Origin of the sequence: Kosakonia sp. AG348, assembly GCF_003337365.1 — a bacterium.
Taxonomy (GTDB): Bacteria; Pseudomonadota; Gammaproteobacteria; order Enterobacterales; family Enterobacteriaceae; genus Kosakonia.
In genome coordinates this window covers 197,205-218,472 of sequence record NZ_QPJR01000003.1, presented here as the reverse complement: position 1 = coordinate 218,472, position 21,268 = coordinate 197,205, and the positions used below count along the sequence as shown (strand labels likewise).

The window sequence follows — 21,268 nt, the reverse complement described above, 5'->3', positions numbered from 1 at the left end:
AGGTTACAAAGTGGTTAATTTTTGTAGCCTCCCGCCGGGTCATCCCTAATAATGAAAGGATGATCCGTGTGGAGAGAGAACGTGGAAGGCGTACCCGAACAGTTTACTGACGAGCGAGATTGCGCGCGCTTTCGCCACCTGGCGTTACTGCCGGGGGTGGAGCTGTACCACGCGCATATTTCGCGTTACGCCTTTGAGCCGCACACTCATGAAGCGTTTGGTATTGGCGCTATCGAAGCCGGTGCCGAACGCTTTCGTTATCGCGGTACGCAGTATGTCGCGCCGATGCATTCCGTGGTCACCATGAACCCTGACGAGCTACACACCGGCGAGGCGGAAACCGCCGACGGCTGGCGCTATCGCATGGTTTATCTTGAGCCCGAACTGCTCGAAGAGGTCACCGGGATCCGCCACTGGTGGTTTAGCGATGTGATGCGTCACGATCCGCTGCGCACCCGGCAGATCTGCGCACAGATCCACGGCTTGTGGCACACCGACGATCCGCTGGCGCAACAGGGGATTTTGCTGGATCTTATCGATACCTTCCGTCCGCTGGCGCACCACGCGCCGCAGCGCCCGGAAGGCGCGCACCGGTTTGAGCGCGTGCGCGATTACCTGCATGACAACTATATGCACAGCCTGACGCTCGACGAGCTGGCGAAAGTCGCGGCACTCAGCCCGTACCATTTTCAACGCCAGTTCAAGGCGCATTTTCATGTCACCCCGCATCAGATGCTGATGGCGATCCGCCTGTGGCGCGCCAAATCGTTTCTGACTCAGGGCATGCCCGCCGCCGATGTCGCCGTCGTTACTGGCCTCACCGATCAATCACACCTGACCCGCGCGTTTACACACCGCTACGGCATCACGCCGGTGCGTTACCAGAAGCAGGTTACGCGCCGTTAATGCGCAATCTCATACAATATTCCCGCCCGTCGCTCTCCTACACTGTCCGCTGCCGATGTAAACGCAGGTGGAATGATGATTAGTGGTGTGTTGTATGCCCTGCTCGCCGGGCTGTTTTGGGGGCTTATTTTTGTCGGGCCGTTGATCGTGCCGGATTATCCGGCGGCGCTGCAATCCACCGGGCGCTATCTGGCGCTGGGGATTATTGCCCTGCCGCTGGCGTGGCTCGGTCGCGCGCGTTTGCGCCGGCTTACGCGCAGCGACTGGTTCACAGCCTTATGGCTGACGATCATGGGCAACCTTGTCTATTACGTCTGCCTGGCAAGCGCCATTCAGCGTACGGGCGCGCCGGTATCGACGATGATTATCGCCACGCTGCCAGTGGTGATCCCGGTGTGCGCTAACCTGCTCTATAGCCAGCGTGACGGCAAACTCGCATGGCGGCGGCTGGCTCCCGCGCTACTCTGCATTGCGATTGGGTTAGGCTGCGTCAATATCGCCGAACTGCGCCACGGGCTGCCGAACTTCAGCGGCTGGCGCTACGGTTCCGGTATTGTGCTGGCTTTCACTTCGGTGGCTTGCTGGGCCTGGTATGCGCTGCGCAATGCCCGCTGGCTGCGGGAAAACCCGGACAAAAAACCGATGATGTGGGCCACGGCACAAGCGCTGGTGACGCTACCGGTGTCACTGGTGGGCTATATTGCGGCGTGCCTGTGGCTTGGTGTTCAGCAACCGGATTTCACCCTGCCCTTCGGCCCGCGTCCGCTGGTGTTTATTACGCTGATGTTCACCATTGCGGTGCTCTGCTCATGGGTGGGCGCGTTGTGCTGGAACATTGCCAGCCAGCGCTTACCGACGGTGATTGTCGGCCCGTTGATTGTCTTTGAAACCCTGGCCGGGCTGCTCTATACCTTTGTGTTGCGCCAAAGCCTGCCGCCGCTGCTCACCATCTGCGGTATCGTCTTGCTGGTCGGCGGCGTGTTGATGGCGGTACTGTCGAAGCCGGAAAAAGCCAGCATCACCGCACTGAGGACCGAATAAACAGCCGCATTCGTAGTGCTTTCTCGCCGACACGCGGCGTGAAAATCAGGCGTCGGCCCGTTCGATAAGAGTGAATGCCACACAATCAGGCACAGCCACTCTGTGCCGATGAGTGCCTCACCCTCCTGTGTTTTTCAAATGGGCATAAAAAAACCCGGCATTTGCCGGGTTTCGGGAGAGCGACGCAACCGTTATCAGAACGTTTCCCAGTTGGCTTCGCTGAAGCTTTCGGTCGCTTTGGCCTGCGGTTTGCTGACTGGCGTGATTAACGCCGGACGGCGTGCGCTGCGTGTGCGGTTGACCTTGAATACCGCCACGGTTTCAGTCAGGCGTGCCGCCTGCTCTTCCAGTGCCGCAGCCGCAGCGGCGGACTCTTCCACCAGCGAGGCGTTCTGCTGGGTAACGCGGTCCATCTCAGCAACGGCCTGGCCTACCTGATCAATACCACGGCTCTGCTCGTCAGAAGCAGACGAGATTTCGCCCATGATGTCGGTCACGCGCGTGACGGCGCTGACGATTTCAGCCATGGTTTCCCCGGCTTCATGCACCAGGGCGGCACCCGCATTGACACGATTACCGGAGTCTTCAATCAGCCCTTTAATCTCTTTTGCTGCCTGCGCACTGCGCTGCGCCAGGGTGCGCACTTCACCCGCCACCACGGCAAAGCCTCGGCCCTGTTCGCCCGCACGGGCCGCTTCAACGGCGGCGTTCAGCGCCAGGATGTTGGTCTGGAAGGCGATACCGTCAATCACGTTGGTGATCTGCGCGATTTTGCTGGAACTGGTGGCAATCTCATCCATGGTGCGCACCACGCCATCTACCACTTCCCCACCTTTCTTCGCGGTACCGGACGCGTTCAGCGCCAGTTGCGTTGCCTGACGGGCGTTGTCGGCGTTCTGTTTCACCGTGGCAGTAAGCTGCTCCATGCTGGCGGCGGTCTCTTCCAGCGACGCGGCTTGCTGCTCGGTGCGTGAAGAGAGATCGTTACTGCCGGCGGAAATTTCACCCGCGCCGGTGTAAATGGTATCGGCGCCGTCGCGCACTACGCTGACGGTTTTCACCAGCGACTGCTGCATTTCCTGCACATTCTGCGCCAGCAGCGCCATTTCGTTTTTGCCTTCGGCATCAATGTCATGCGTCAAATCGCCGCTTGCGATGTGGCGGATATGGCTCATCACCTCATGCAACGGCTTCAGCAGGACGCGCTGCATCGCAACCCAGCTCATGACGATCACCGCCAGCACGACCAGCATCACCGTACCGAGGATCCACAGGATACGCTGGTAATCGCGTTCATTCTGGACGATCCCTTCACTCGCCAGTACGGTTTGCGCATCGCGCCACGCGCGATAGCTCTTCTGCATGGCAACTTGTTTCGCTTCGGCGTTCTGGCGGAACATATCTTCCAGACTACCGGCGAGCAGCAGACGGTTCATCTCTGTCAACGTCGCATGGTAGATGCCGTATTGCGTTTCCAGATCTTTCGACAGCGCTTTATCCAGCCCTGGCGTGTCCGGAATGGTTTTGTACTTCTCGAAATGCTGTTGCGCCTGGTTCAGCAAATTGGTGGCCGTTTGCGCCAGTTCATTAAGCTGACCGCCATTAATCTGGCTGGCGGTGCTGCTTTGCAGACGCAGCATGCCGCGGTTCAGCGTCACACGCGCCTGGTTAAGGCTGATCCAGGCATCGGTAAATTCGGAAACGTTCTGGCTGGAAACCTGAGAAACGTTGAAGTTGTTTTTATCGTTATTAAGCGCACTGATGAACACGCCAGCGGAGATCAGCTGCATTGCACCAAGTACAAGTAATACCATGATTAATAAAGTAATAACTTTTATTCTTTTGAACATTGTAAGCCTTTATAGCGTGCAGGATATTGTCTGGAGTCTTGGTATCGGCAGCGAAGCGGAGTTGTTTAATTGTGATGCAGGTCGCAATCCAGTAATTTCCAATAAAAACACCGCTATTCAACATGTTAAATTCGTAAGATTTTTTGTGATGAATATCACAGTTTTTCGTGTAAGAAAGGAATAAGGCGATTTCCGCCACCCCAAAAGGGGTATATCATCGGCTTAAAGATGCATTTAAAATACAACTTATAAATTACACATGAGGTAACTGCTATGGCTTTCCGCGATCAACCCCTGGGTGAGCTGGCGCTCTCTATCCCCCGCGCCTCCGCACTGTTCCGTAAATATGATATGGATTACTGCTGCGGCGGTAAGCAGACGCTGGGACGTTCTGCGGCCCGCAAAGAGCTGGATATTGACGTCATCGAAGCCGAGCTGGCGACGCTTGCCGAGCAGCCGATTGAGAAAGACTGGCGCGTGGCGGGGCTGGCGGAAATCATTGACCACATTATCGTGCGTTACCATGACCGTCACCGCGAACAACTGCCGGAACTGATCCTGCAGTCCACCAAAGTCGAGCGCGTCCACGCCGATAAACCGAACGTGCCGCGCGGTTTAACCAAATACCTGACCATGCTGCATGAAGAGCTTTCCAGCCACATGATGAAAGAGGAGCAGATCCTATTCCCGATGATCAAACAGGGCATGGGTTCGCAGGCGATGGGGCCGATAAGCGTAATGGAGAGCGAGCACGATGAAGCGGGCGAACTGCTGGAAGTGATCAAACACATTACCAATAACGTCACACCGCCGCCGGAAGCCTGCACCACCTGGAAAGCGATGTATAACGGCATCAATACCTTGATTGACGATCTGATGGAACACATCAGCCTGGAAAACAACAATCTGTTCCCGCGTGCCCTCGCTGGCGAATAAATAAAGGCGCCCGAGAGCGCCCTGATTCATGGAAGTTTAGAGCCGCCGCGCGGCTCTTTTTTTATGGCTGGCGGTTAGCCAGACGCTTTTTGCCCGCGTACAGCCAGCCCGCGCCCAGCACCACAAACCACAACGGCGTCACGATCAGCGCCTGGCGGGTATCCGCTTCCAGCGTCAGCAGCACCAGCACAAAGACGAAGAACGCCATGCACACCCAGCACATCAGTTTGCCCAGCGGCATTTTGTAGTTCGACTTTTCATGCAACTGTGGGCGCTGCTTACGGTACACCAGGTACGAGCAGAGGATGATCGTCCAGACGAACATAAACAGGATCGCCGATACGGTGGTGATCATGGTGAACGCGGCAATCGCGCTCGGATTGACATACAGCATCACCACGCCGCCCAGCAGGCAGATACAGGAGAAGGTCAACCCTTTCGCCGGTACTGCGCGTTTAGAGAGCTTAGCGAACGCTTTCGGCGCCACGCCATCCTGCGCCAGGCCGAACAGCATCCGGCTGGTGGAGAAGACGCCGCTGTTGGCGGAAGACGCCGCCGATGTCAGCACTACGAAGTTGATAATGCTAGCCGCCGCCGGAATACCCACCAGCACGAACAACTCAACAAACGGGCTCTTATCCGCCACCACAGAACTCCACGGTGTCACCGACATGATCACAATCAGCGCGAAAACGTAGAACATAATGATGCGCACCGGGATCGAGTTGATGGCGCGCGGCAGGGATTTCTCCGGATCTTTGGTTTCCGCTGCGGTCGTACCGACCAGCTCAATCCCCACAAAGGCAAACACCGCGATCTGGAAACCAGCAAAGAACCCGCTGATGCCTTTCGGGAACCAGCCGCCGTCATTCCACAGATGCGAGAAGGAAGCTTCAACGCCGGTCGGGGATTTAAAGTGCATCAGCACCATCACCACACCCACGATGATCAGCGCGACAATGGCGACGATTTTGATCATCGCAAACCAGAACTCCATCTCGCCGAACATTTTTACCGTCGCGAGATTGAGGCTCAGCAGCACGACGACAACGGCCAGCGCCGCTACCCAATCGGCAAGGCCGGGGAACCAGAACTGCGCGTAAGCCGTGATGGCGACGACATCGGCCATACCGGTCACTACCCAGCAAAACCAGTATGTCCAGCCGGTAAAATACCCCGCCCACGGACCTAACAGGTCGGCGGCGAAGTCGCTAAAGGATTTGTATTCGAGATTCGACAGCAGTAATTCACCCATGGCGCGCATGACGAAAAACAGCATAAAGCCGATGATCATATAGACAAAAATGATCGACGGACCGGCGAGGCTGATGGTTTTCCCGGAGCCCATAAACAGCCCGGTCCCGATGGCACCGCCAATGGCGATGAGCTGAATATGCCGGTTTGTGAGATTTCGCCGTAGCGACTGTTCAGTCGACGCCTGTTCGTCGGCCACGACTTTAACCTGATCTACCATGTTGTATTCCTGTCTGTGTTGTTGGGGCTCTACTGGCCTTTTTTAGTTGCGTGTTCCGCCCTTGTATGGACGCAAAGATATTAGGTAAGAATCGGCGGGATGAATACTCGGAATTAAAAACAATGTTAAATATTTGTTTAAAGTGAGTGTCATATCACTCAGGTAACGCGAAATAGCTCACAAAAATACACCCGATTGCGCCATTTGCAAGATAATCTGTCGGTATTGGTTTTATTAACAAACGATCAGCGCAGCAGGTGCAGCCTCTCCCCTAATGGGAAGAGGCATTTATGCGGGGAATTACAGGATTTCCAGCAGTTCCACTTCAAATACCAGCGTGCTGAACGGCGGAATAGACGCGCCAGCGCCGCGCTCGCCGTACGCGAGGTTGTGCGGAATAGTCAGTTCCCATTTGGAACCCACCGGCATCAGCGTCAGGGCTTCGATCCAGCCAGCAATCACGCCGTTAACCGGGAATTCAGCCGGTTCGCCGCGCGCAACGGAGCTGTCGAACACGCTGCCATCAATCAGTTTACCGGTGTAGTGCACACGTACGCGGTCGGTACGCGCCGGGATAGCGCCTTCGCCCTGGGTAATAACGCGGAATTGCAGACCGGATTCGGTGCTGTTCACGCCTTCACGCTCGCGGTTCTCTTCCAGATATTTCACGCCTTCCGCCGCCATCTCTTCGAAACGGGAACGACGCACAGCGTCGGCACGCTCGTGAATTTCACGCAGCGCACGATGTACAACATCTACCGGAACAGCGGGTTGTTTGCCTTCCAGTGCATCAGCGATGCCTGCGACCAGCGCTTCCGGTAACAGCCCCTCTAACCCGGATTCGCTCAGCTGCTGTCCTACCTGCAAACCAATGCCGTAGCTGGCTTGCGCTTCGATCGTGTCAAAAGTTGGGGTTGTCATGGGTTTTCCTTTCATCGCTTTTTAAGGTAGCGCGCAGCATAACAGCCGCGCTGCACCGGGTAAAACTTTGTCGCAGGAAAGATGACAAATCGCAGGGAAAGGGAAAGAATACAGCAAGTAAGATTTATCCCGAATTGCGGTCACAAAATGCAGCTTTTTGTCGACTTTCAGGCAGTTAAAAACGGCGTACGCCGCGGTGGCGGGATAAAGTGTATATACTCAACGAGACAGGACATTAAATGACGCGGAGCAGGAGGAAAGCCATGCCCGGGCGATTTGAACTGAAACCTACCCTGGTGAAAATCTGGCAAGCCCCGGACCATTTTCGCCTGATGGATCCGCTCCCGCCATTGCACCGTCGCGGCCTGATCCTCGCGGCTTTGCTGGTGGTTATCGGTTTTCTGTTACCGTCAACGGACGACAGCAACCGTTCCACAGCGCCAACCGGTGCTCGCGAAGCGCAACTCAATCTTCCCACCGCTTCACAGTCGCAACCTTCCACAACGGAACCCACACCGCCGCAGGTGGTGAGCGAGCCGCAGCAGACCGCGCCGAGCGCGGAAGAATCAATGCAACAGCAACAAGCCGTCGAGCAACAGCAACCCGTGCAGCAACCGCGCCAGCATGTAGCGCAGAACACGCTGCCCTCTTCCAGCGGCATCGAGCAGCAGTGGCGCGCTTACCGCGTTGAAGAGGGGAAAACGCTGGCGCAACTGTTTCGCGATCACAATCTGCCGCCAACCGATGTCTATGCGATGGCCAAAGTGGAAGGTGACGGTAAACCGCTGAGCACCCTGCAAAGCGGCCAGATGGTGAAAATTCGCCAGAACGCCAACGGCGTAGTAACCGGGCTGACCATCGAGACCGGCGGCCAGCCGGTGCTGTTTACCCGCCAGCCGGACGGCAGCTTTATCCGCGCGCGTTAATCTACTGTGCCGGGTACACGTTACCCGGCTCGTTTATTGACCCACCAGATCCCTGAGCAGACCAGCACCAGTGCGACCGCGTATTTGATATCGAGGATGTTCTCCCCAAGGAAAATAGCGGAGAGCACCGTACCGGCAACCGGTATCACGAAATTGAACGGCGCGATCATGCTGACGCGGTTCACTTTCAGCAGCATGCTCCACAGCGCAAAAGCCACCGCAGACAGCAGCGTAAGATAACCGAGGATCGCGACCGCACTGAGGCTATGCACTTCCAGCATTCCCCCCGACAGATAGCCGCCAATCAGCAGCGCAACGCCGCCGATAGCCAACTGCCAGCCGGTCATCACCGTGGGATCTACTGTCTGGGAAATACGTTTGCCATACAGCGTGGCGGCAGAGAGGATAAACGCCGCCAGCACAATGAAACCGTCGCCGTTCCAGACAAAAACAAAGTCACGCATACCGCTGTGGAAGTTCACCAGCATGACGCCGGCAAAGCCCAGAATACAGCCGAGGCTTTTGTTGTAGCTGAGCTTGTCGTTTTGATAGATAAAGTGCGCCAACAGCACGCTGAAGAAGGTGCCGGTCGCATTCATGATCGACCCGTTTACGCCGGTAGTATAAGCAAGACCAATATAGAAGAAGGTGTATTGCAGGGTCGTTTGCGTTAACCCGAGCACCGTCAGTTGCCCAAACTGCGTAGCCGATAACCTGCCAATCGGTTTGCGCTGCGCCAGGGCGAACAGCAGCAGCAATACGCCTGCAAACAGGAAACGGTAACCGGCAAATACTACCTTTGACGGGATATCGTCGGTGGCGATGTGAAAGAGTTCGTAGCCGTTTTTAATGGCCGGGTAGGAGCTACCCCAGAGCAGACAACAGAGCGTGGCGCAGGCGTAAGCCACATTGCGGCGGGCAAAAACGGACGCGGGCAGAGCGGTTTCCATGACAAATCTCAAAGATAAAATTGCGTTTCAATTATTACCTGAGGATGCGTCAGAATGCGAGATTAAACAAGCCACAATGGCCTGTTCTGCGAGGCCTGAAAAGCAAAACGCCGGCACAAGGCCGGCGTTTTACACATTGTTTTAGAGTAACTAATTACTCAGCAACAACGTTTACAGTCAGTTTAGCGAATACTTCGCTATGAACCTGGAAGTCCACTTCGTGCTCACCAACAGTACGCAGAACGCCGTTCGGCAGGCGAACTTCGCTCTTCGCAACTTTCACGCCAGCTGCAGTTACAGCGTCAGCGATGTCGCGAGTACCGATGGAACCGAACAGTTTACCTTCGTCGCCAGATTTAGACGCGATGGTAACAGAGCCCAGTGCGTTGATGCTTTCAGCGCGAGCGTTAGCAGCCGCCAGAACGTCAGCCAGTTTGGCTTCCAGTTCAGCGCGACGTGCTTCGAAATACTCAACGTTTTTCTTGGTAGCCGGAACAGCTTTACCCTGCGGTACCAGGAAGTTACGAGCGTAGCCCGCTTTAACGTTAACCTGATCACCCAGGCTACCCAGGTTTGCTACTTTATCAAGCAGAATAACTTGCATTACCTTATCCTCTCAAAGTCGTATTAATGGACCGTGACCGATTACTGATGACGATCAGTGTACGGCAGCAGGGACAGGTAGCGAGCGCGTTTGATAGCGCGTGCCAGCTGGCGCTGATATTTTGCACGGGTACCGGTGATACGGCTCGGGACAATCTTACCGCTTTCGGTGATGTAGTTTTTCAGCGTAGCGATATCTTTATAGTCGATCTCTTGAACGCCTTCCGCGGTGAAACGGCAGAACTTGCGACGACGGAAATAACGTGCCATTTGGCTAGTCTCCAGAATCTATCAATTCAATCTGCTCGGCATGCAGAACCATTTTGCTCAAGCCGTTCTTTGCCTTATGGCAACTGATGAACCCCTGAACAGTTACTGCGCTGCCGACCGTTATACTGTGAGTAATGGCCTGGTTCTCCTGCCCGCTGATTATTACAGGCATTTGGCACCACGCCTGCCGGTGGAAACCGGCTTCCTCCTGCACAGAACGGTGCTCAAGCACGAACTGGCAGTGAGGAATTCCTGACGGGCTGACCTTACGAAGCGGCGCCCTGCACACTGTGCCGGACAACACCAGGCGGTTGGCCATCAGTAATTACTCTTCAGAATCCCCAGCATCTGCATCATCTGCGGTTTCGTTAGCGAAATCATCGCGACGCTCACGGCGCTCGTCTTTCGCTTTAACCATCGGAGATGCTTCGGTAACAGCGTGTTTAGTACGCATAACCATGCTGCGAATAACGGCATCGTTGAAGCGGAAGTTTGTTTCCAGCTCATCGATCACTTCCTGCGGAGCTTCAACGTTCATCAGAACGTAGTGTGCTTTGTGCAGTTTGTTGATCGGGTAAGCCAGCTGACGGCGGCCCCAGTCTTCCAGACGGTGGATCGTACCTTCTGCTGCAGTGATTGCACCAGTGTAACGTTCGATCATGCCCGGAACCTGTTCGCTCTGGTCAGGATGGACCATAAAAACGATTTCGTAATGACGCATCGAATTGCTCCTTACGGATTATTCAGCCTCCTGTCTGGGTCAGCCGAATCCCGGGGAGGCAAGGAACGTGTTAAAGGTCGGCTGAAAAATTGACGCGTCATAATACTGATGTCCCCTGCCAAACTCAAGGCAATTGCACAAATAATTCGCACTAAGCGCAAAGAGAAGCGCGCCTGGCGAATTAAAATTAAGCACAACGCATTACGGCAATTTTTTGAACGACAGCATCAGAAATGGTCGCGATACCTTTTTGGGCTAACGCGTACACTTCAAACAGGCCTCAAACATAAGGAGGAGAGATGTTAAAAAACTAAAAAACGACGTTTTATCGGAGCATAACATCATGAAATACATCGCAATATTATTAACAACCTTGCTGCTTAGCGCCAATGCCGCAGCGGCAATTAAACTCAACAACCAGCAAGCCCGCAACATGGATGATGTGCACAGCTTAGGCGTTATCTATATCAATCATAACTTCGCTACTGAGCATGAAGCTGACGAGGCGCTCAATGACGAGGCCGACGCCCACAGCGCCAAATATTACCGTGCAGAGCTCACCCATGAGCCGGGGAGCAACGGCAACCTGCACGCCAGCGCGTTTATCTACCGCTAATTATACGTTTTACAGGCCAGTCTCTCTTGCATTTGCGGCCCCGCATTGGGGCCGCACACCGACGCGAGAATTCTTTTCTTATCCCCCTTATCAAACCCCTTTCCGGCAGGTTTAATAGCGTTCTGGCTGCGGTGATGAAAAGTTGCGGGGAAAGCAATGTTCAAGCGGTTTTCAACGTTAGGTCGCATACCTGCAGGCGTCTGGGTATTAGGCGGCGTCAGTATGTTGATGGATATCTCCTCGGAGATGATCCACAGCTTGCTGCCGCTGTTTATGGCCACGACGCTCGGCACAAGCGTCGTGATTATTGGCCTGATTGAAGGGCTGGCGGAAGCCACCGCGCTGATGATTAAAGTCTTTTCCGGCATGTTCAGTGACTACATCGGCAAACGCAAAGGTCTGGCGCTGCTGGGTTATGGCATGGGCGCATTAAGCAAGCCGCTGTTTGCGCTGGCCTCAACGTCCGGCCTGGTGTTCGGCGCACGCATGATGGATCGGCTTGGCAAAGGCATTCGCGGGGCGCCGCGCGATGCGCTGGTTGCCGATGTCACCCCGACGGAAATCCGCGGTGCAGCGTTTGGTTTGCGCCAGTCGCTGGACACCGTTGGCGCGTTCCTCGGGCCATTGCTGGCGGTCGCATTGATGCTGTTGTGGAATGACGACTTTCAGGCCGTATTCTGGATCGCGGTGATCCCCGGAGTGCTGGCGGTCGCGCTGTTATTCTTCGGCCTGCACGAACCGAAAACCCCTATCACCCATAAGCGCACCAATCCCATTCGCCGCGAAAATCTCAAACGGTTAAGCCGTGCTTACTGGTGGGTGGTGGCGCTCGGTTTTATCTTTACCCTCGCCCGCTTTAGCGAAGCATTTTTGGTGCTGCGCGCCCAGCAGCTGGAGATCCCGCTGGCGACCATTCCGCTGGTGATGGTCGCCATGAACCTGGTCTACTCGGTCACCGCCTATCCGTTTGGCAAACTGTCAGACCGCATCAGCCACAGCCGGTTACTACAGCTGGGTCTGGTGGTACTGATCTTCGCGGATATGGCGCTGGCGCTCAGCCAGCACTGGAGCACATTGCTGCTCGGTGTCGCACTGTGGGGTGTGCATATGGGCATGACGCAAGGCTTGCTCGCGACCATGGTTGCCGATACCGCGCCAGCGGAACTGCGCGGCACGGCGTTTGGCATGTTCAATTTACTCAGCGGTGTTGCGCTGCTGCTGGCAAGCCTCGGTGCCGGGGTTTTGTGGGAAACCCACGGCGCGGCGTCAACCTTCTGGGCGGGAGCCATCATCTGTGTGCTCGCGCTGGTGGTTATGCGCTTGCGCCGAACGGCTTAAAGATAACGGCTAAAAAAGTCCGTTGTCGCACTCAGCGCTTGCGGGGTGATGCGGTGCGTTACCCCGGCTTCCCACTGGTAAGTGAGATTGGTGTCCAGCCCCTGTTCCTGCAATGCTTGCTGTAAACGGAAAGATTCCGCTGCTGGCACCACATCATCTTGCTCACCGTGCCACAGCAGCAGCGGGCGATCGGCAATGCGCGCCAGTTGCGTATTGACGTCCCACTGTGAGAGCGGATCAATAATCGCGTCGAATTCACATTGCTGTTCCGGCGTGGTCACGGCCAGCGGCGGGAAAAGCGTACGCGCAAGCGTGGTGAAATAGCCGGAGCCCATCAGGCTTGCGACGCAGCGCACTTCCGGGTGTTGGGTCATAATGCCCAGCGCCGTCATCCCGCCCATTGACGCACCACCGATCGCCAGCCGCCGGTTATCAATCAATTCGAGGCGCTCCAGCGCGTCGCGCAGCGCGGCGAACTCTTCAATATTGCCACGCAGAATTTGCCAGAACCGGTGCAAACGCCGCTCAACATCACCGCTAAAGCGCGCACCATGATCCGGCGCATCCGGCATCACCATGCGGAAACCGGCTTGCGCCAGCGCCACGGCAAAGTAGCTGTAGACCAGCTTTGATGAGGTGAAACCGTGATAAAACACGACACAAGGCAGCGGTTCGCCGCGTTTTCCCGCCGGGAAGGCATGCAGCGTTTCGATACCTGCAAATTGTTCAATCTGAAGTTCAATCATTACTCCCTCCTTGATCTATAGTGCTGGTATGCCACTGGCGACAGGGTGGCGCAAGTCAGATTTCGCATGAGCATCTGACGACGTTGAGAGATAGCTTACGCTTTCAAAACACTTTCATTCGAAATTAGTGCTCGGGATAACATTTCGGGAACATTCCCCCAAACGGAAATTCACCAGGAACTACACTATGGCAATCAGGAGAGATGAGAAAACCATGCGTGCTTTACCGTGCTTACTGTTCGCCTTGTTATTAAGCGGCTGCGCAGTGCTGGAAGGTAAGCCGCAATCTGCACCGCCGGTTAGCGACCATCCGCAGGAAATCCGCCGTAATCAAACGCAGGATCTCCGCGAGATTGGTGCCGTTAGCGTAACGGTACTGGGTTCTCCCATGGACGTGGAAGACGCAATCAAAGCCAAAGCAGTGGCCGCCGGCGCCAATTATTACGTCATCATCATGATGGATGACACCATAATTCCCGGTCGTTGGTTCGGACGCGCCCTGCTGTATAAACAGTAGCGAGGCGTTGATTTTCAGGACATTTACATTGCTTTGCGTCCATTGATGTTCTCCTGTGCACAATAGGATTTTTCGAATCCGTTGCGCGAAAGGAAGCCCTGCACACTATCGGGGTAACGTAAAATGGAGCTGACTATGAAACGATCTCTTGCTTTAAACTCACTGTTGCTTTCTACCGGTTTGCTAAATACAACAGCGCAGCCTGCAGAGTTCGCCAGCGCTGACTGCGTGACGGGATTAAACGAAATCGGTCTTATCTCCGTTAATAATGTCTCAGGGAGCCTACAGGACGTTGAGCGGGTTATCGCGTTAAAAGCAGATGAACAGGGAGCCTCCTGGTATCGCATTGTGCGAATGCAGGAAGATCAACAAGTTGACAACTGGCGAGTGCAGGCCATTTTGTACGCCTGAGCCGTCGTAAAAAGCCACCTAAATCTGGTGGCTTTTTTATGCCCCTACAATCATTAAGATTATGTTATTGTAAGGATACATCGATGTAACATTTTGTTACATTGACAAACTAAATGTTATCGCAATTGTGCCGTTGAAGGAGCCTCATACACAGAACAACGGACAAATTATGAGCGCCTTTTTTCGCCGCACCGGCCTCGGTGCAAAATTGTCACTTCTGACTGGCGCAAGCGTTGCAACGCTTTTCCTCTTATTCACTTTTCTGATGAGCAATAAAGCCAGCCAACAGCTGGAAACGCTGGCCATGGAAGACCTGCATAGCCAGTCTACCGGGGTGGTGGATATGGTTGAAATGTTCAACAGTAGTCTCAGTGATGAGGTGGAAAGCTACACGCGCTTGTTCAGCAGTTTTCTGCCACAGCCGCTCGCGGTTGATTCACAGCAGCGCCGCGAGATTAACGGTATCGATGTGCCGCTCTTCAAAGGCGGCGATACTGAACTGCATAACAACAACGCTATCCCGGACGATTTCCTCAACCGAACCAGCGCTATCGCGACGCTATTCGTGCGCAGCGGTGACGACTTTGTGCGTGTCGCAACATCACTGCGCAAAGAGAACGGCGATCGCGCCATCGGCACAAAGCTGGATAAAGCCAGCCCGGCTTTTGTGCCGGTAATGAAAGGTGAAGTCTATCGCGGGCTGGCGCTGCTGTTTGGCAAACGCTATATCACCCAATACCAACCGGTAAAAGACGCCAGCGGCAACACCATTGCCATTCTGTTTGTTGGCGTTGATATCTCCCGTTCGTGGGAGGTGATGCGCAATAAGATCCTCGGCCGTAAGCTGGGTGAAAGCGGCCATTTCTTCGTGCTTGATCGCAACCAGGGCAAGAATTACGGCAACTATCTGTTCCACGATACCGACGAAGGCAAACGCCCGCAGTGGGATGAAAAAGATCTGCAAACCTTGCTGACAAACAGCAGCGGTACGCTGGCGCGCCAGAGCGCAGACGGCCGCACATTGTTGATGTCTTACACCGTGCTGCCCGGCTGGAACTGGACAGTGGTTGGCGAAGTCGACAAAGCCGTACTGCTGCGCGATGTTACCACCATGCGTAACCAGTTCCTGCTGGCTGGTATCGTGGTTTCCCTGCTGTTTGCCGCGCTGTTTGTGGTGATTATTCGCCGCTGGCTCAGCCGCCCGCTGCGTAATGTTATCGAACTCGCTCAGCAGTATTCGGCAGGCGATTTGCGCGCCACCCTGGTGGTGGATCGCCACGATGAAGTCGGGCAGTTGATCGAAGCCATTAACGGCATTGGCGACGGGCTGCACAAGATTGTGTTGCAGGTGCGCGAATCCGCCGCCGAAATTAACCTCGGCACCAACGCGCTGGCCGCCGACAGCGGCGAAATCAGCGAGCAGATCAACAAGCAAGCCAGCAGCGTGGAAGAGACCTCCGCCAGCATGGAGCAGCTTGCCGCCACCGTGCAGCAAAACGCCGCCAACATGGAACAAACGCAAAGCCTGGTGAATGAAACCACCGACGCGGTGCAAAAAGGCGGGAAAACCGTCGATCACTCCGTGGCGACAATGGAAGACATTCGCGCAGCATCACAGCGCATTGCCGACATTACCCATGTGATTGAATCCATCGCTTTCCAGACCAATATCCTGGCGCTCAACGCCGCAGTAGAAGCCGCGCGCGCAGGGGAACATGGTAAAGGTTTTGCCGTGGTTGCCCAGGAAGTTCGCGCCCTGGCGGCGCGCAGCGCCAACGCGGTGAAAGAGATTGAAGCGCTGATTGGTGACACGCTGAAAAAGGTGAGCGAAGGACATTCCCAGTCAGAAGCCACGCGCGTTGCCATGCAATCGATCATCAGCCACATGGATCAGATCAACCAGCTGGTGCATGAAATTAACCATGCCTCCCACGAGCAATCAGCGGGCATCAACCAGGTTAACCTGGCGATGACGCACATCGGCGACGCCACGCACGTCAACGCCGGGCGCGTTTCGCAAAGCGAGGAGACGGCCCGTACGTTGCGGGAAAAAGGCGCGCACCTGAGCGAGCTGGTAAGCCTGTTCCGCCTGAAGATGGATTAATTTGCTGCCCCCGTGGCGCGTAGCAGCAGGTCATTTTGCACCTGTTCGCCAATCGGCGACGTGCCACGGGTATCCAGCATCATCTGGCACCACGCCTGCGCGATCGGCGGCGATGCGTGGCGCAGCATTTGCGCTCCTGTCCCCAGCCGCCAAAGCAGTTGCGTTATCTCCCTTCCCTGCGCTTCATCCGGTCTGCGTAGCCGCTGTTGTAGCTGTCGCCATGCGCGATCAAAATGGCGATCCTGTCCTTTCACCGCCGCAAAATCATCACTAAGCAAATCCACTATCCCCGGCTGTTTACCCAGCACGCGCAGCACATCCAGGCACATGACGTTGCCGGAACCTTCCCAGATGCTATTGACCGGCATTTCGCGATACAAGCGCGGTAACTCGCTCTCCTCGCAATAGCCGATACCGCCAAGCACTTCCATCGCTTCGGCGACAAACGGGATCCCCCCCTTACAGACCGCAAATTTCGCCACCGGAGTAAACAGACGCGCAAAGAGCGCGTCTTGCTCATTGCGGCGGCTGTCCCATGCGCGGGCGAGGCGAAACAGCATGGTGGTTTGCCCCTCCAGTTCCAGCGCCATCCTGCTCAGCACATGACGCATCAGCGGCTGATCGACCAGGTTTTTACCAAACGCCTGACGCCGGTGTGCGTGATAGAGCGCCACCGAAAAGGCACGGCGCATCAGCCCATGGCTTCCCAGCGCGCAATCAAAGCGCGTCAGCCCACCCATTTTGAGGATCTGCCGCACGCCGTCGCCCTCTTCGCCAAGCAGCCAGCCGCTGGCATCGCAAAACTCCGCTTCGCTACTGGCATTAGAACGGTTGCCGAGTTTCTCTTTCAGACGCTCAAGCCGCACGCCGTTACGCTGACCGCCAGGCAGAAAGCGCGGTACAAAAAAGCAGGAGAGCCCGCCTTTGGCCTGTGCCAGCACCAGATGTGCATCACTTTGCGGTACGGAAAAGAACCATTTATGTCCCACCAGCCGGTATTCATCCCCGCTTTTTTCCGCTCGGGTGGTATTGCTCAGTACATCCGTTCCGCCCTGTTTTTCGGTCATTCCCATACCAATCAGCAGGCCGCGTTTCTGATTACCCGGCGCTAAATGAGGATCGTAACGGTCACTCAACAGCGGTTTTAACCAGTCATGAAAAGGCATCGGCAAGGCCTGTTGCAGCAGCGGCGTGGCCGCGAAAGTCATGGTGATGGGGCACAAGGTGCCGGATTCAACCTGGGCGTGCAGCACAAACCGCGCCGCCCGCGCGACAAAAGAACCGACGCGCGCCTCCTCTTCCCAGGCCAGGTTATGCACCCGGTTGGCGCACAGCCCCTGCATCAACAGATGCCACGCCGGGTGAAAACGGACATCATCCAGCCGCTCGCCGGTGGTGTCATAACGCAGCAGCTCCGGGGGATTGGCGTTGGCTAATCTTCCCAGCTCCAGCGATTCCGCCGCGCCCAATTGTTGGCCAATGCTGGCGAGCAGCTCGGCGTCCCACGCCGCGCCTTCGCGCATCACCGCCTCGCACAAAGGGCGATCGGAAAGAAAAAGGTTGCTGTTTTTTAACGGAATGGGTTGGTTAAAAACGGTATGCGTCTGCCAGTGCATCGTGTCTCCCTCCTTCAATGGCAATGAAGATAAGTATGGACAGCCCGCGCTAACGCTGCATGGGAGTAGGCTCACAAGGCCGCAATTTGACGGTAATCATTCGTGAAACGGCTCACACAATATAAGAATAATATATTTCATGAATGCGATTACTGATGAATAATTTATTCTCACCTTGCCAAAGAGAATCCTGATGCCAGCTTCCCAACACGCACCGAATGCGCACAAACGCGCTTTGATTGCCGGCTCGATCGGCAACTTTATCGAGTGGTACGAATTCGCGGTCTATGGCTTTCTCGCCACCGTAATTGCGAAAAACTTCTTTCAACTCTCGGGCGAAACGGGACTCACCAGTCTGATCCTGACTTATGCCTCCTTTGCCGTCGCCTTTTTCTTCCGCCCACTTGGCGCAATGGTGTTCGGGCGTATCGGTGACCGGATTGGCCGCAAGCCGACGCTGATTATCGTGCTGGTGATGATGACACTCGCTACCGCCGCCATTGGTCTTGTCCCGGTGTATGCCAGCATTGGCATCGCCGCACCGCTCATTATTACCGGTTTACGCATTTTGCAGGGGCTGTTTGCCGGGGGCGAATACGGTGGCGCGGTATCGCTAATGACGGAGTTCGCGCCGCGCGGCAAACGCGGGCTGTATGGCGCATGGCAATCGTTTACCGTAGCGCTGGGGCTGCTGGCAGGTGCCGGTATTGTGGCGCTGCTTTCCGTGTTGCTAACGCCAGAGGCGTTGCATGACTGGGGCTGGCGCATCCCCTTTTTCCTTGCGCTGCCGATGGGCGTTGTCGCGCTGTGGTTGCGGGTGAGCATGGAGGAGACGCCAAGTTTTGTGCAACAGCAGGCGCATCCTGTTACCGAACGCGCCCGGCTGAGCGACACGTTCAAAGCCATCATCATGGGGATCGGCCGGGTGATGGTGTGGTCCGCCGCCGGTTATACCTACCTTGTGATCATGCCTGCGTATTTACAGTCGGCGCTGCATACCGGCTTTAACCAGGCGCTGCTGATTGCGGTGATATCCAATATCGGCTTTGCGATGACGATCATTCCCTCCGGCATCCTGAGCGATCGCATCGGGCGTCGTACGGTGATGGTGATTGCCACCGCGCTGCTGCTGATCCTGGCGCTGCCGCTGCTGAAAATCCTGCAGGCGGAATCAAGCACGCTGGCGATAAAAGCCGTGGTGGTACTGGTAGCGGGCGGTCTGGTCGGTATGCTGGCAGGACCTGGCCCGGCGATGCTTGCGGAGATGTTTCCAACCCGCGTGCGTTATACCGGGCTGGGCCTGGCGTATTCGCTGTCGAACGCGCTGTTTTCCGGCTGCGCGGGGTTAATCATCACCGGTCTTATCAAAGAGACAGGAAATGTCGATATCCCGGCCTATTACGTTATGGCAACGGCGTTAGTCAGCATTGTGGCGCTGATGACGCTCAAAAAAGATGACCATTTGCACTCGCTTGAGGAGTAACGTTCGTTGCCCGGCCGCGTTGCGCTTGCCGGGCGGTGCATTACCCGGCGATGTAATGCGGTACAAACCGCGAGGTATCTTTGGTAATCAAGGTGCAATCTTCGCGGATGCCCATACCGACCGCTTCATCGTCTACCACCCAACTGCCAATCAACGTGTAGCTATCGCCAAAGCGCGGCAGCGGCTGAAAAGCCTGGTAGATCATCGGTTCTTCACCGTAGTCGCCCTCTTCATGGTCAATCACGTTGTGCGCCCCGTCGAAAAGGGTGACATTGCCCCCTTCGCGGGAAAACAGCGGCTTGCGCACGTAGCTGGCACCCGCCGCGATTTGCGGTTTTTCCCCGTCAAACCAGGCGGGCAGCAGGTTCGGATGATGGGGGAAGAAACGCCACAGCAGCGGCAGTAGCCCCTTATTGCTGAGCACGCTTTTCCACAACGGTTCCAGCCACTGCTCGCGGCGTTTACACAACAAGGGGCCGTTTTCGTCGCGCATCATCCACTCAAGCGGATAGAGCTTAAACGCCTGGCGAATGACATTATCATCCAGATCCGTCAATACACCGCCCAGCCCCAGCCCAACGTCTTCGATATAAATAAACCGCGTATCGAGTCCGGCCTGGCGGGCGCAATCCTCCAGGTAGAGCACCGTGCCGCGATCTTCCTCGGTTCCTTTGCAGCAGCAAAAATAGAGCGGATGACGACTCTGGATCTCGGCGAAACGGGCAATCAACTTGTCCTGAATCGCGTTGTACTGATCGGCATCGCGTGGGAGCGTACCGTTACGCCGCGCATCCTCCATCCACAGCCACTGGAAGTAGGCTGATTCGTACAGCGAGGTTGGCGTATCAGCGTTATATTCCAGCAACTTCACCGGGTCTTTGCCGCACCAGACAAAATCCATTCGCCCGTAGAGCGACGGATCGCGGTTGCGCCAGCTTGCGGCAATCGCATCCCAGTACAACGGCGGGATCGCCAGCTGGCGAAGGATCGCCTCGTCCGCCACGGCGCGATCCACTACCTCAAGGCACATTTGATGCAGTTCGGCGGTCGGCTTTTCAATCTGCTCTTCAATCTGGCGCAGCGTAAAACGGTAAGCGCGGCTCTCATCCCAGTAAACTTCGTTATCAATGATATGGAAGTCAAAGCCGTGGTCGCGGGCAATCCGCTCAAGATCCGGGCGCACAGCAACATCATGACGCAGCATCGTTAGCCTCCCCAGCTTCCGCGCGCGCTGGAAGAGCGCCCGAAACCGCCACGTGATGAAGTGGTCGCCTTTTTGGTGGTGTAACCGTAATGGTTGCTCGCGCTGCTGCTTCCACCGGAGCGCCAGCTGTAATCTCCGTCGCGGTTGCGCCACACCGGGCGGGAAGCGTAGTAACTGCCGCCGCTGCTGTAGCTGTATTGCTCATCCCGGTCTTTGCGCACGGCCTGGCTTAACAGAAAACCGCTGAGCACTGGCATCCAGCGCTGGCCAATATTGTCGTAGTAGCAATTATCGTATTGCTGCACGCAATACGGTTGCGACATATTACGCGGGATCTCTTGCTCGAAGTTCATGCGTGCGTTATTCCACGCATCGTTACACACCTGCGCAGCGTTACCGTCGTCAACGCAATCCTGCTGCGAGGTGTAATAGACCCCGTCACCGTCGTTATCGTCTTTATGATCGTTGCAGCCTTTTAAAGCAAAAAAGGCGGCGCCGCCCATAATCGCCAGCGTCAGGTATTGCCCGCTTTTACGCTCTTTCGGCTGGGTGAAAATGGGCCGCTGGGCGCGGCTCTGCGCAGGCGAAAGAATAGGATTTCTTTGCCGATTTGCTCTCTTTCTGGCCATGATGTT

At 55.8% G+C, this 21,268-nt stretch carries 23 protein-coding genes; 11 read left to right on the top strand and 12 right to left on the bottom strand.

Annotated features, from left to right (window positions below; all coding sequences use genetic code 11):
• Positions 1 to 81 precede the first annotated feature (81 nt).
• Both DFO56_RS08120 and DFO56_RS08115 read left to right on the top strand, forming a co-directional pair.
• Positions 82 to 906, top strand: coding sequence for an AraC family transcriptional regulator (locus DFO56_RS08120; RefSeq protein WP_045513701.1), 825 nt, complete (start codon positions 82 to 84; stop codon positions 904 to 906).
• A 75-nt stretch (positions 907 to 981) separates the two neighbouring features.
• On the top strand, positions 982 to 1,947 hold the full coding sequence (locus DFO56_RS08115; protein ID WP_045513703.1) for a DMT family transporter: 966 nt from the start codon (positions 982 to 984) through the stop codon (positions 1,945 to 1,947).
• 194 nt (positions 1,948 to 2,141) lie between these two features.
• Here the strand turns inward: DFO56_RS08115 and DFO56_RS08110 are convergent, their stop codons facing one another.
• A complete protein-coding gene (locus tag DFO56_RS08110; protein ID WP_045513705.1) occupies positions 2,142 to 3,797 on the bottom strand; it encodes a methyl-accepting chemotaxis protein in 1,656 nt (551 codons plus the stop codon).
• Here DFO56_RS08110 and DFO56_RS24805 point away from each other — a divergent pair.
• Both DFO56_RS24805 and ytfE read left to right on the top strand, forming a co-directional pair.
• The gene (locus DFO56_RS24805) at positions 3,760 to 3,981 is read left to right on the top strand and encodes a hypothetical protein (protein WP_162484578.1); all 222 of its coding nucleotides are present in this window, start codon (positions 3,760 to 3,762) and stop codon (positions 3,979 to 3,981) included. The genes DFO56_RS08110 and DFO56_RS24805 overlap by 38 nt on opposite strands.
• A gap of 89 nt (positions 3,982 to 4,070) precedes the next feature.
• Entirely contained in the window at positions 4,071 to 4,733 is a 663-nt protein-coding gene (gene ytfE, locus DFO56_RS08105) for an iron-sulfur cluster repair protein YtfE (protein WP_045513707.1), read from the top strand.
• A 61-nt stretch (positions 4,734 to 4,794) separates the two neighbouring features.
• On the opposite strand, the gene cycA is transcribed toward ytfE, so the two are convergent.
• Both cycA and fklB read right to left on the bottom strand, forming a co-directional pair.
• Positions 4,795 to 6,207 (bottom strand): D-serine/D-alanine/glycine transporter, encoded by a 1,413-nt coding sequence (gene cycA / locus DFO56_RS08100; RefSeq protein WP_020456256.1) that lies wholly within the window; start codon positions 6,205 to 6,207, stop codon positions 4,795 to 4,797.
• A 300-nt stretch (positions 6,208 to 6,507) separates the two neighbouring features.
• Entirely contained in the window at positions 6,508 to 7,128 is a 621-nt protein-coding gene (gene fklB, locus DFO56_RS08095; protein WP_020456255.1) for an FKBP-type peptidyl-prolyl cis-trans isomerase, read from the bottom strand.
• Positions 7,129 to 7,391: 263 nt separating this feature from the next.
• On the opposite strand from fklB, the gene DFO56_RS08090 reads away from it, so the two are divergent.
• The gene (locus DFO56_RS08090) at positions 7,392 to 8,054 is read left to right on the top strand and encodes a LysM-like peptidoglycan-binding domain-containing protein (RefSeq protein ID WP_045513709.1); all 663 of its coding nucleotides are present in this window, start codon (positions 7,392 to 7,394) and stop codon (positions 8,052 to 8,054) included.
• Positions 8,055 to 8,074: 20 nt separating this feature from the next.
• Here the strand turns inward: DFO56_RS08090 and DFO56_RS08085 are convergent, their stop codons facing one another.
• The 5 genes from DFO56_RS08085 to rpsF form a co-directional block, all read right to left on the bottom strand.
• Positions 8,075 to 9,004: a DMT family transporter gene (locus DFO56_RS08085; RefSeq protein WP_045513711.1), complete on the bottom strand. Its 930-nt coding sequence runs from the start codon at positions 9,002 to 9,004 to the stop codon at positions 8,075 to 8,077.
• Between the two features lie 154 nt (positions 9,005 to 9,158).
• Positions 9,159 to 9,608 (bottom strand): 50S ribosomal protein L9, encoded by a 450-nt coding sequence (rplI, locus tag DFO56_RS08080; protein ID WP_017459146.1) that lies wholly within the window; start codon positions 9,606 to 9,608, stop codon positions 9,159 to 9,161.
• Between the two features lie 41 nt (positions 9,609 to 9,649).
• Positions 9,650 to 9,877: a 30S ribosomal protein S18 gene (rpsR, locus tag DFO56_RS08075; protein WP_000135199.1), complete on the bottom strand. Its 228-nt coding sequence runs from the start codon at positions 9,875 to 9,877 to the stop codon at positions 9,650 to 9,652.
• A gap of 4 nt (positions 9,878 to 9,881) precedes the next feature.
• Positions 9,882 to 10,196, bottom strand: a complete 315-nt coding sequence (gene priB, locus DFO56_RS08070) for a primosomal replication protein N (RefSeq protein ID WP_017459147.1) — start codon at positions 10,194 to 10,196, stop codon at positions 9,882 to 9,884.
• Positions 10,197 to 10,202: 6 nt separating this feature from the next.
• Positions 10,203 to 10,598 carry a 30S ribosomal protein S6 gene (gene rpsF / locus DFO56_RS08065; RefSeq protein WP_020456251.1) on the bottom strand — a complete coding sequence of 132 codons (396 nt, stop codon included), beginning with the start codon at positions 10,596 to 10,598 and terminating at the stop codon, positions 10,203 to 10,205.
• A 343-nt stretch (positions 10,599 to 10,941) separates the two neighbouring features.
• Here rpsF and yjfY point away from each other — a divergent pair, with 343 nt between their 5' ends.
• Together yjfY and DFO56_RS08055 are read left to right on the top strand one after the other, a co-directional pair.
• Positions 10,942 to 11,214: a DUF1471 family protein YjfY gene (gene yjfY / locus DFO56_RS08060; protein WP_045513716.1), complete on the top strand. Its 273-nt coding sequence runs from the start codon at positions 10,942 to 10,944 to the stop codon at positions 11,212 to 11,214.
• 156 nt (positions 11,215 to 11,370) lie between these two features.
• A complete protein-coding gene (locus DFO56_RS08055; protein ID WP_045513718.1) occupies positions 11,371 to 12,552 on the top strand; it encodes an MFS transporter in 1,182 nt (393 codons plus the stop codon).
• On the opposite strand, the gene yjfP is transcribed toward DFO56_RS08055, so the two are convergent.
• Positions 12,549 to 13,298: an esterase gene (gene yjfP / locus DFO56_RS08050; RefSeq protein ID WP_045513720.1), complete on the bottom strand. Its 750-nt coding sequence runs from the start codon at positions 13,296 to 13,298 to the stop codon at positions 12,549 to 12,551. The two genes, DFO56_RS08055 and yjfP, sit on opposite strands and share 4 nt — an antisense overlap.
• A gap of 187 nt (positions 13,299 to 13,485) precedes the next feature.
• Between yjfP and bsmA the strand changes: the two genes are divergently transcribed.
• From bsmA to DFO56_RS08035, 3 genes are all read left to right on the top strand, one after another.
• Complete coding sequence (gene bsmA / locus DFO56_RS08045; RefSeq protein ID WP_044489546.1) at positions 13,486 to 13,815, top strand: biofilm peroxide resistance protein BsmA; 330 nt, start codon at positions 13,486 to 13,488, stop codon at positions 13,813 to 13,815.
• A 123-nt stretch (positions 13,816 to 13,938) separates the two neighbouring features.
• Complete coding sequence (yjfN, locus tag DFO56_RS08040) at positions 13,939 to 14,226, top strand: DUF1471 family protease activator YjfN (RefSeq protein ID WP_020456246.1); 288 nt, start codon at positions 13,939 to 13,941, stop codon at positions 14,224 to 14,226.
• Positions 14,227 to 14,395: 169 nt separating this feature from the next.
• Entirely contained in the window at positions 14,396 to 16,330 is a 1,935-nt protein-coding gene (locus tag DFO56_RS08035) for a methyl-accepting chemotaxis protein (RefSeq protein ID WP_045513722.1), read from the top strand.
• Here the strand turns inward: DFO56_RS08035 and DFO56_RS08030 are convergent.
• Complete coding sequence (locus DFO56_RS08030; RefSeq protein ID WP_020456244.1) at positions 16,327 to 17,946, bottom strand: isovaleryl-CoA dehydrogenase; 1,620 nt, start codon at positions 17,944 to 17,946, stop codon at positions 16,327 to 16,329. The genes DFO56_RS08035 and DFO56_RS08030 overlap by 4 nt on opposite strands.
• A gap of 193 nt (positions 17,947 to 18,139) precedes the next feature.
• On the opposite strand from DFO56_RS08030, the gene DFO56_RS08025 reads away from it, so the two are divergent.
• The gene (locus tag DFO56_RS08025; protein WP_045513724.1) at positions 18,140 to 19,429 is read left to right on the top strand and encodes an MFS transporter; all 1,290 of its coding nucleotides are present in this window, start codon (positions 18,140 to 18,142) and stop codon (positions 19,427 to 19,429) included.
• A gap of 40 nt (positions 19,430 to 19,469) precedes the next feature.
• On the opposite strand, the gene DFO56_RS08020 is transcribed toward DFO56_RS08025, so the two are convergent.
• The gene (locus DFO56_RS08020) at positions 19,470 to 20,633 is read right to left on the bottom strand and encodes a glutathionylspermidine synthase family protein (RefSeq protein WP_020456242.1); all 1,164 of its coding nucleotides are present in this window, start codon (positions 20,631 to 20,633) and stop codon (positions 19,470 to 19,472) included.
• A gap of 2 nt (positions 20,634 to 20,635) precedes the next feature.
• Positions 20,636 to 21,262, bottom strand: a complete 627-nt coding sequence (locus DFO56_RS08015) for a DUF1190 domain-containing protein (protein ID WP_020456241.1) — start codon at positions 21,260 to 21,262, stop codon at positions 20,636 to 20,638.
• Positions 21,263 to 21,268: the final 6 nt, after the last annotated feature.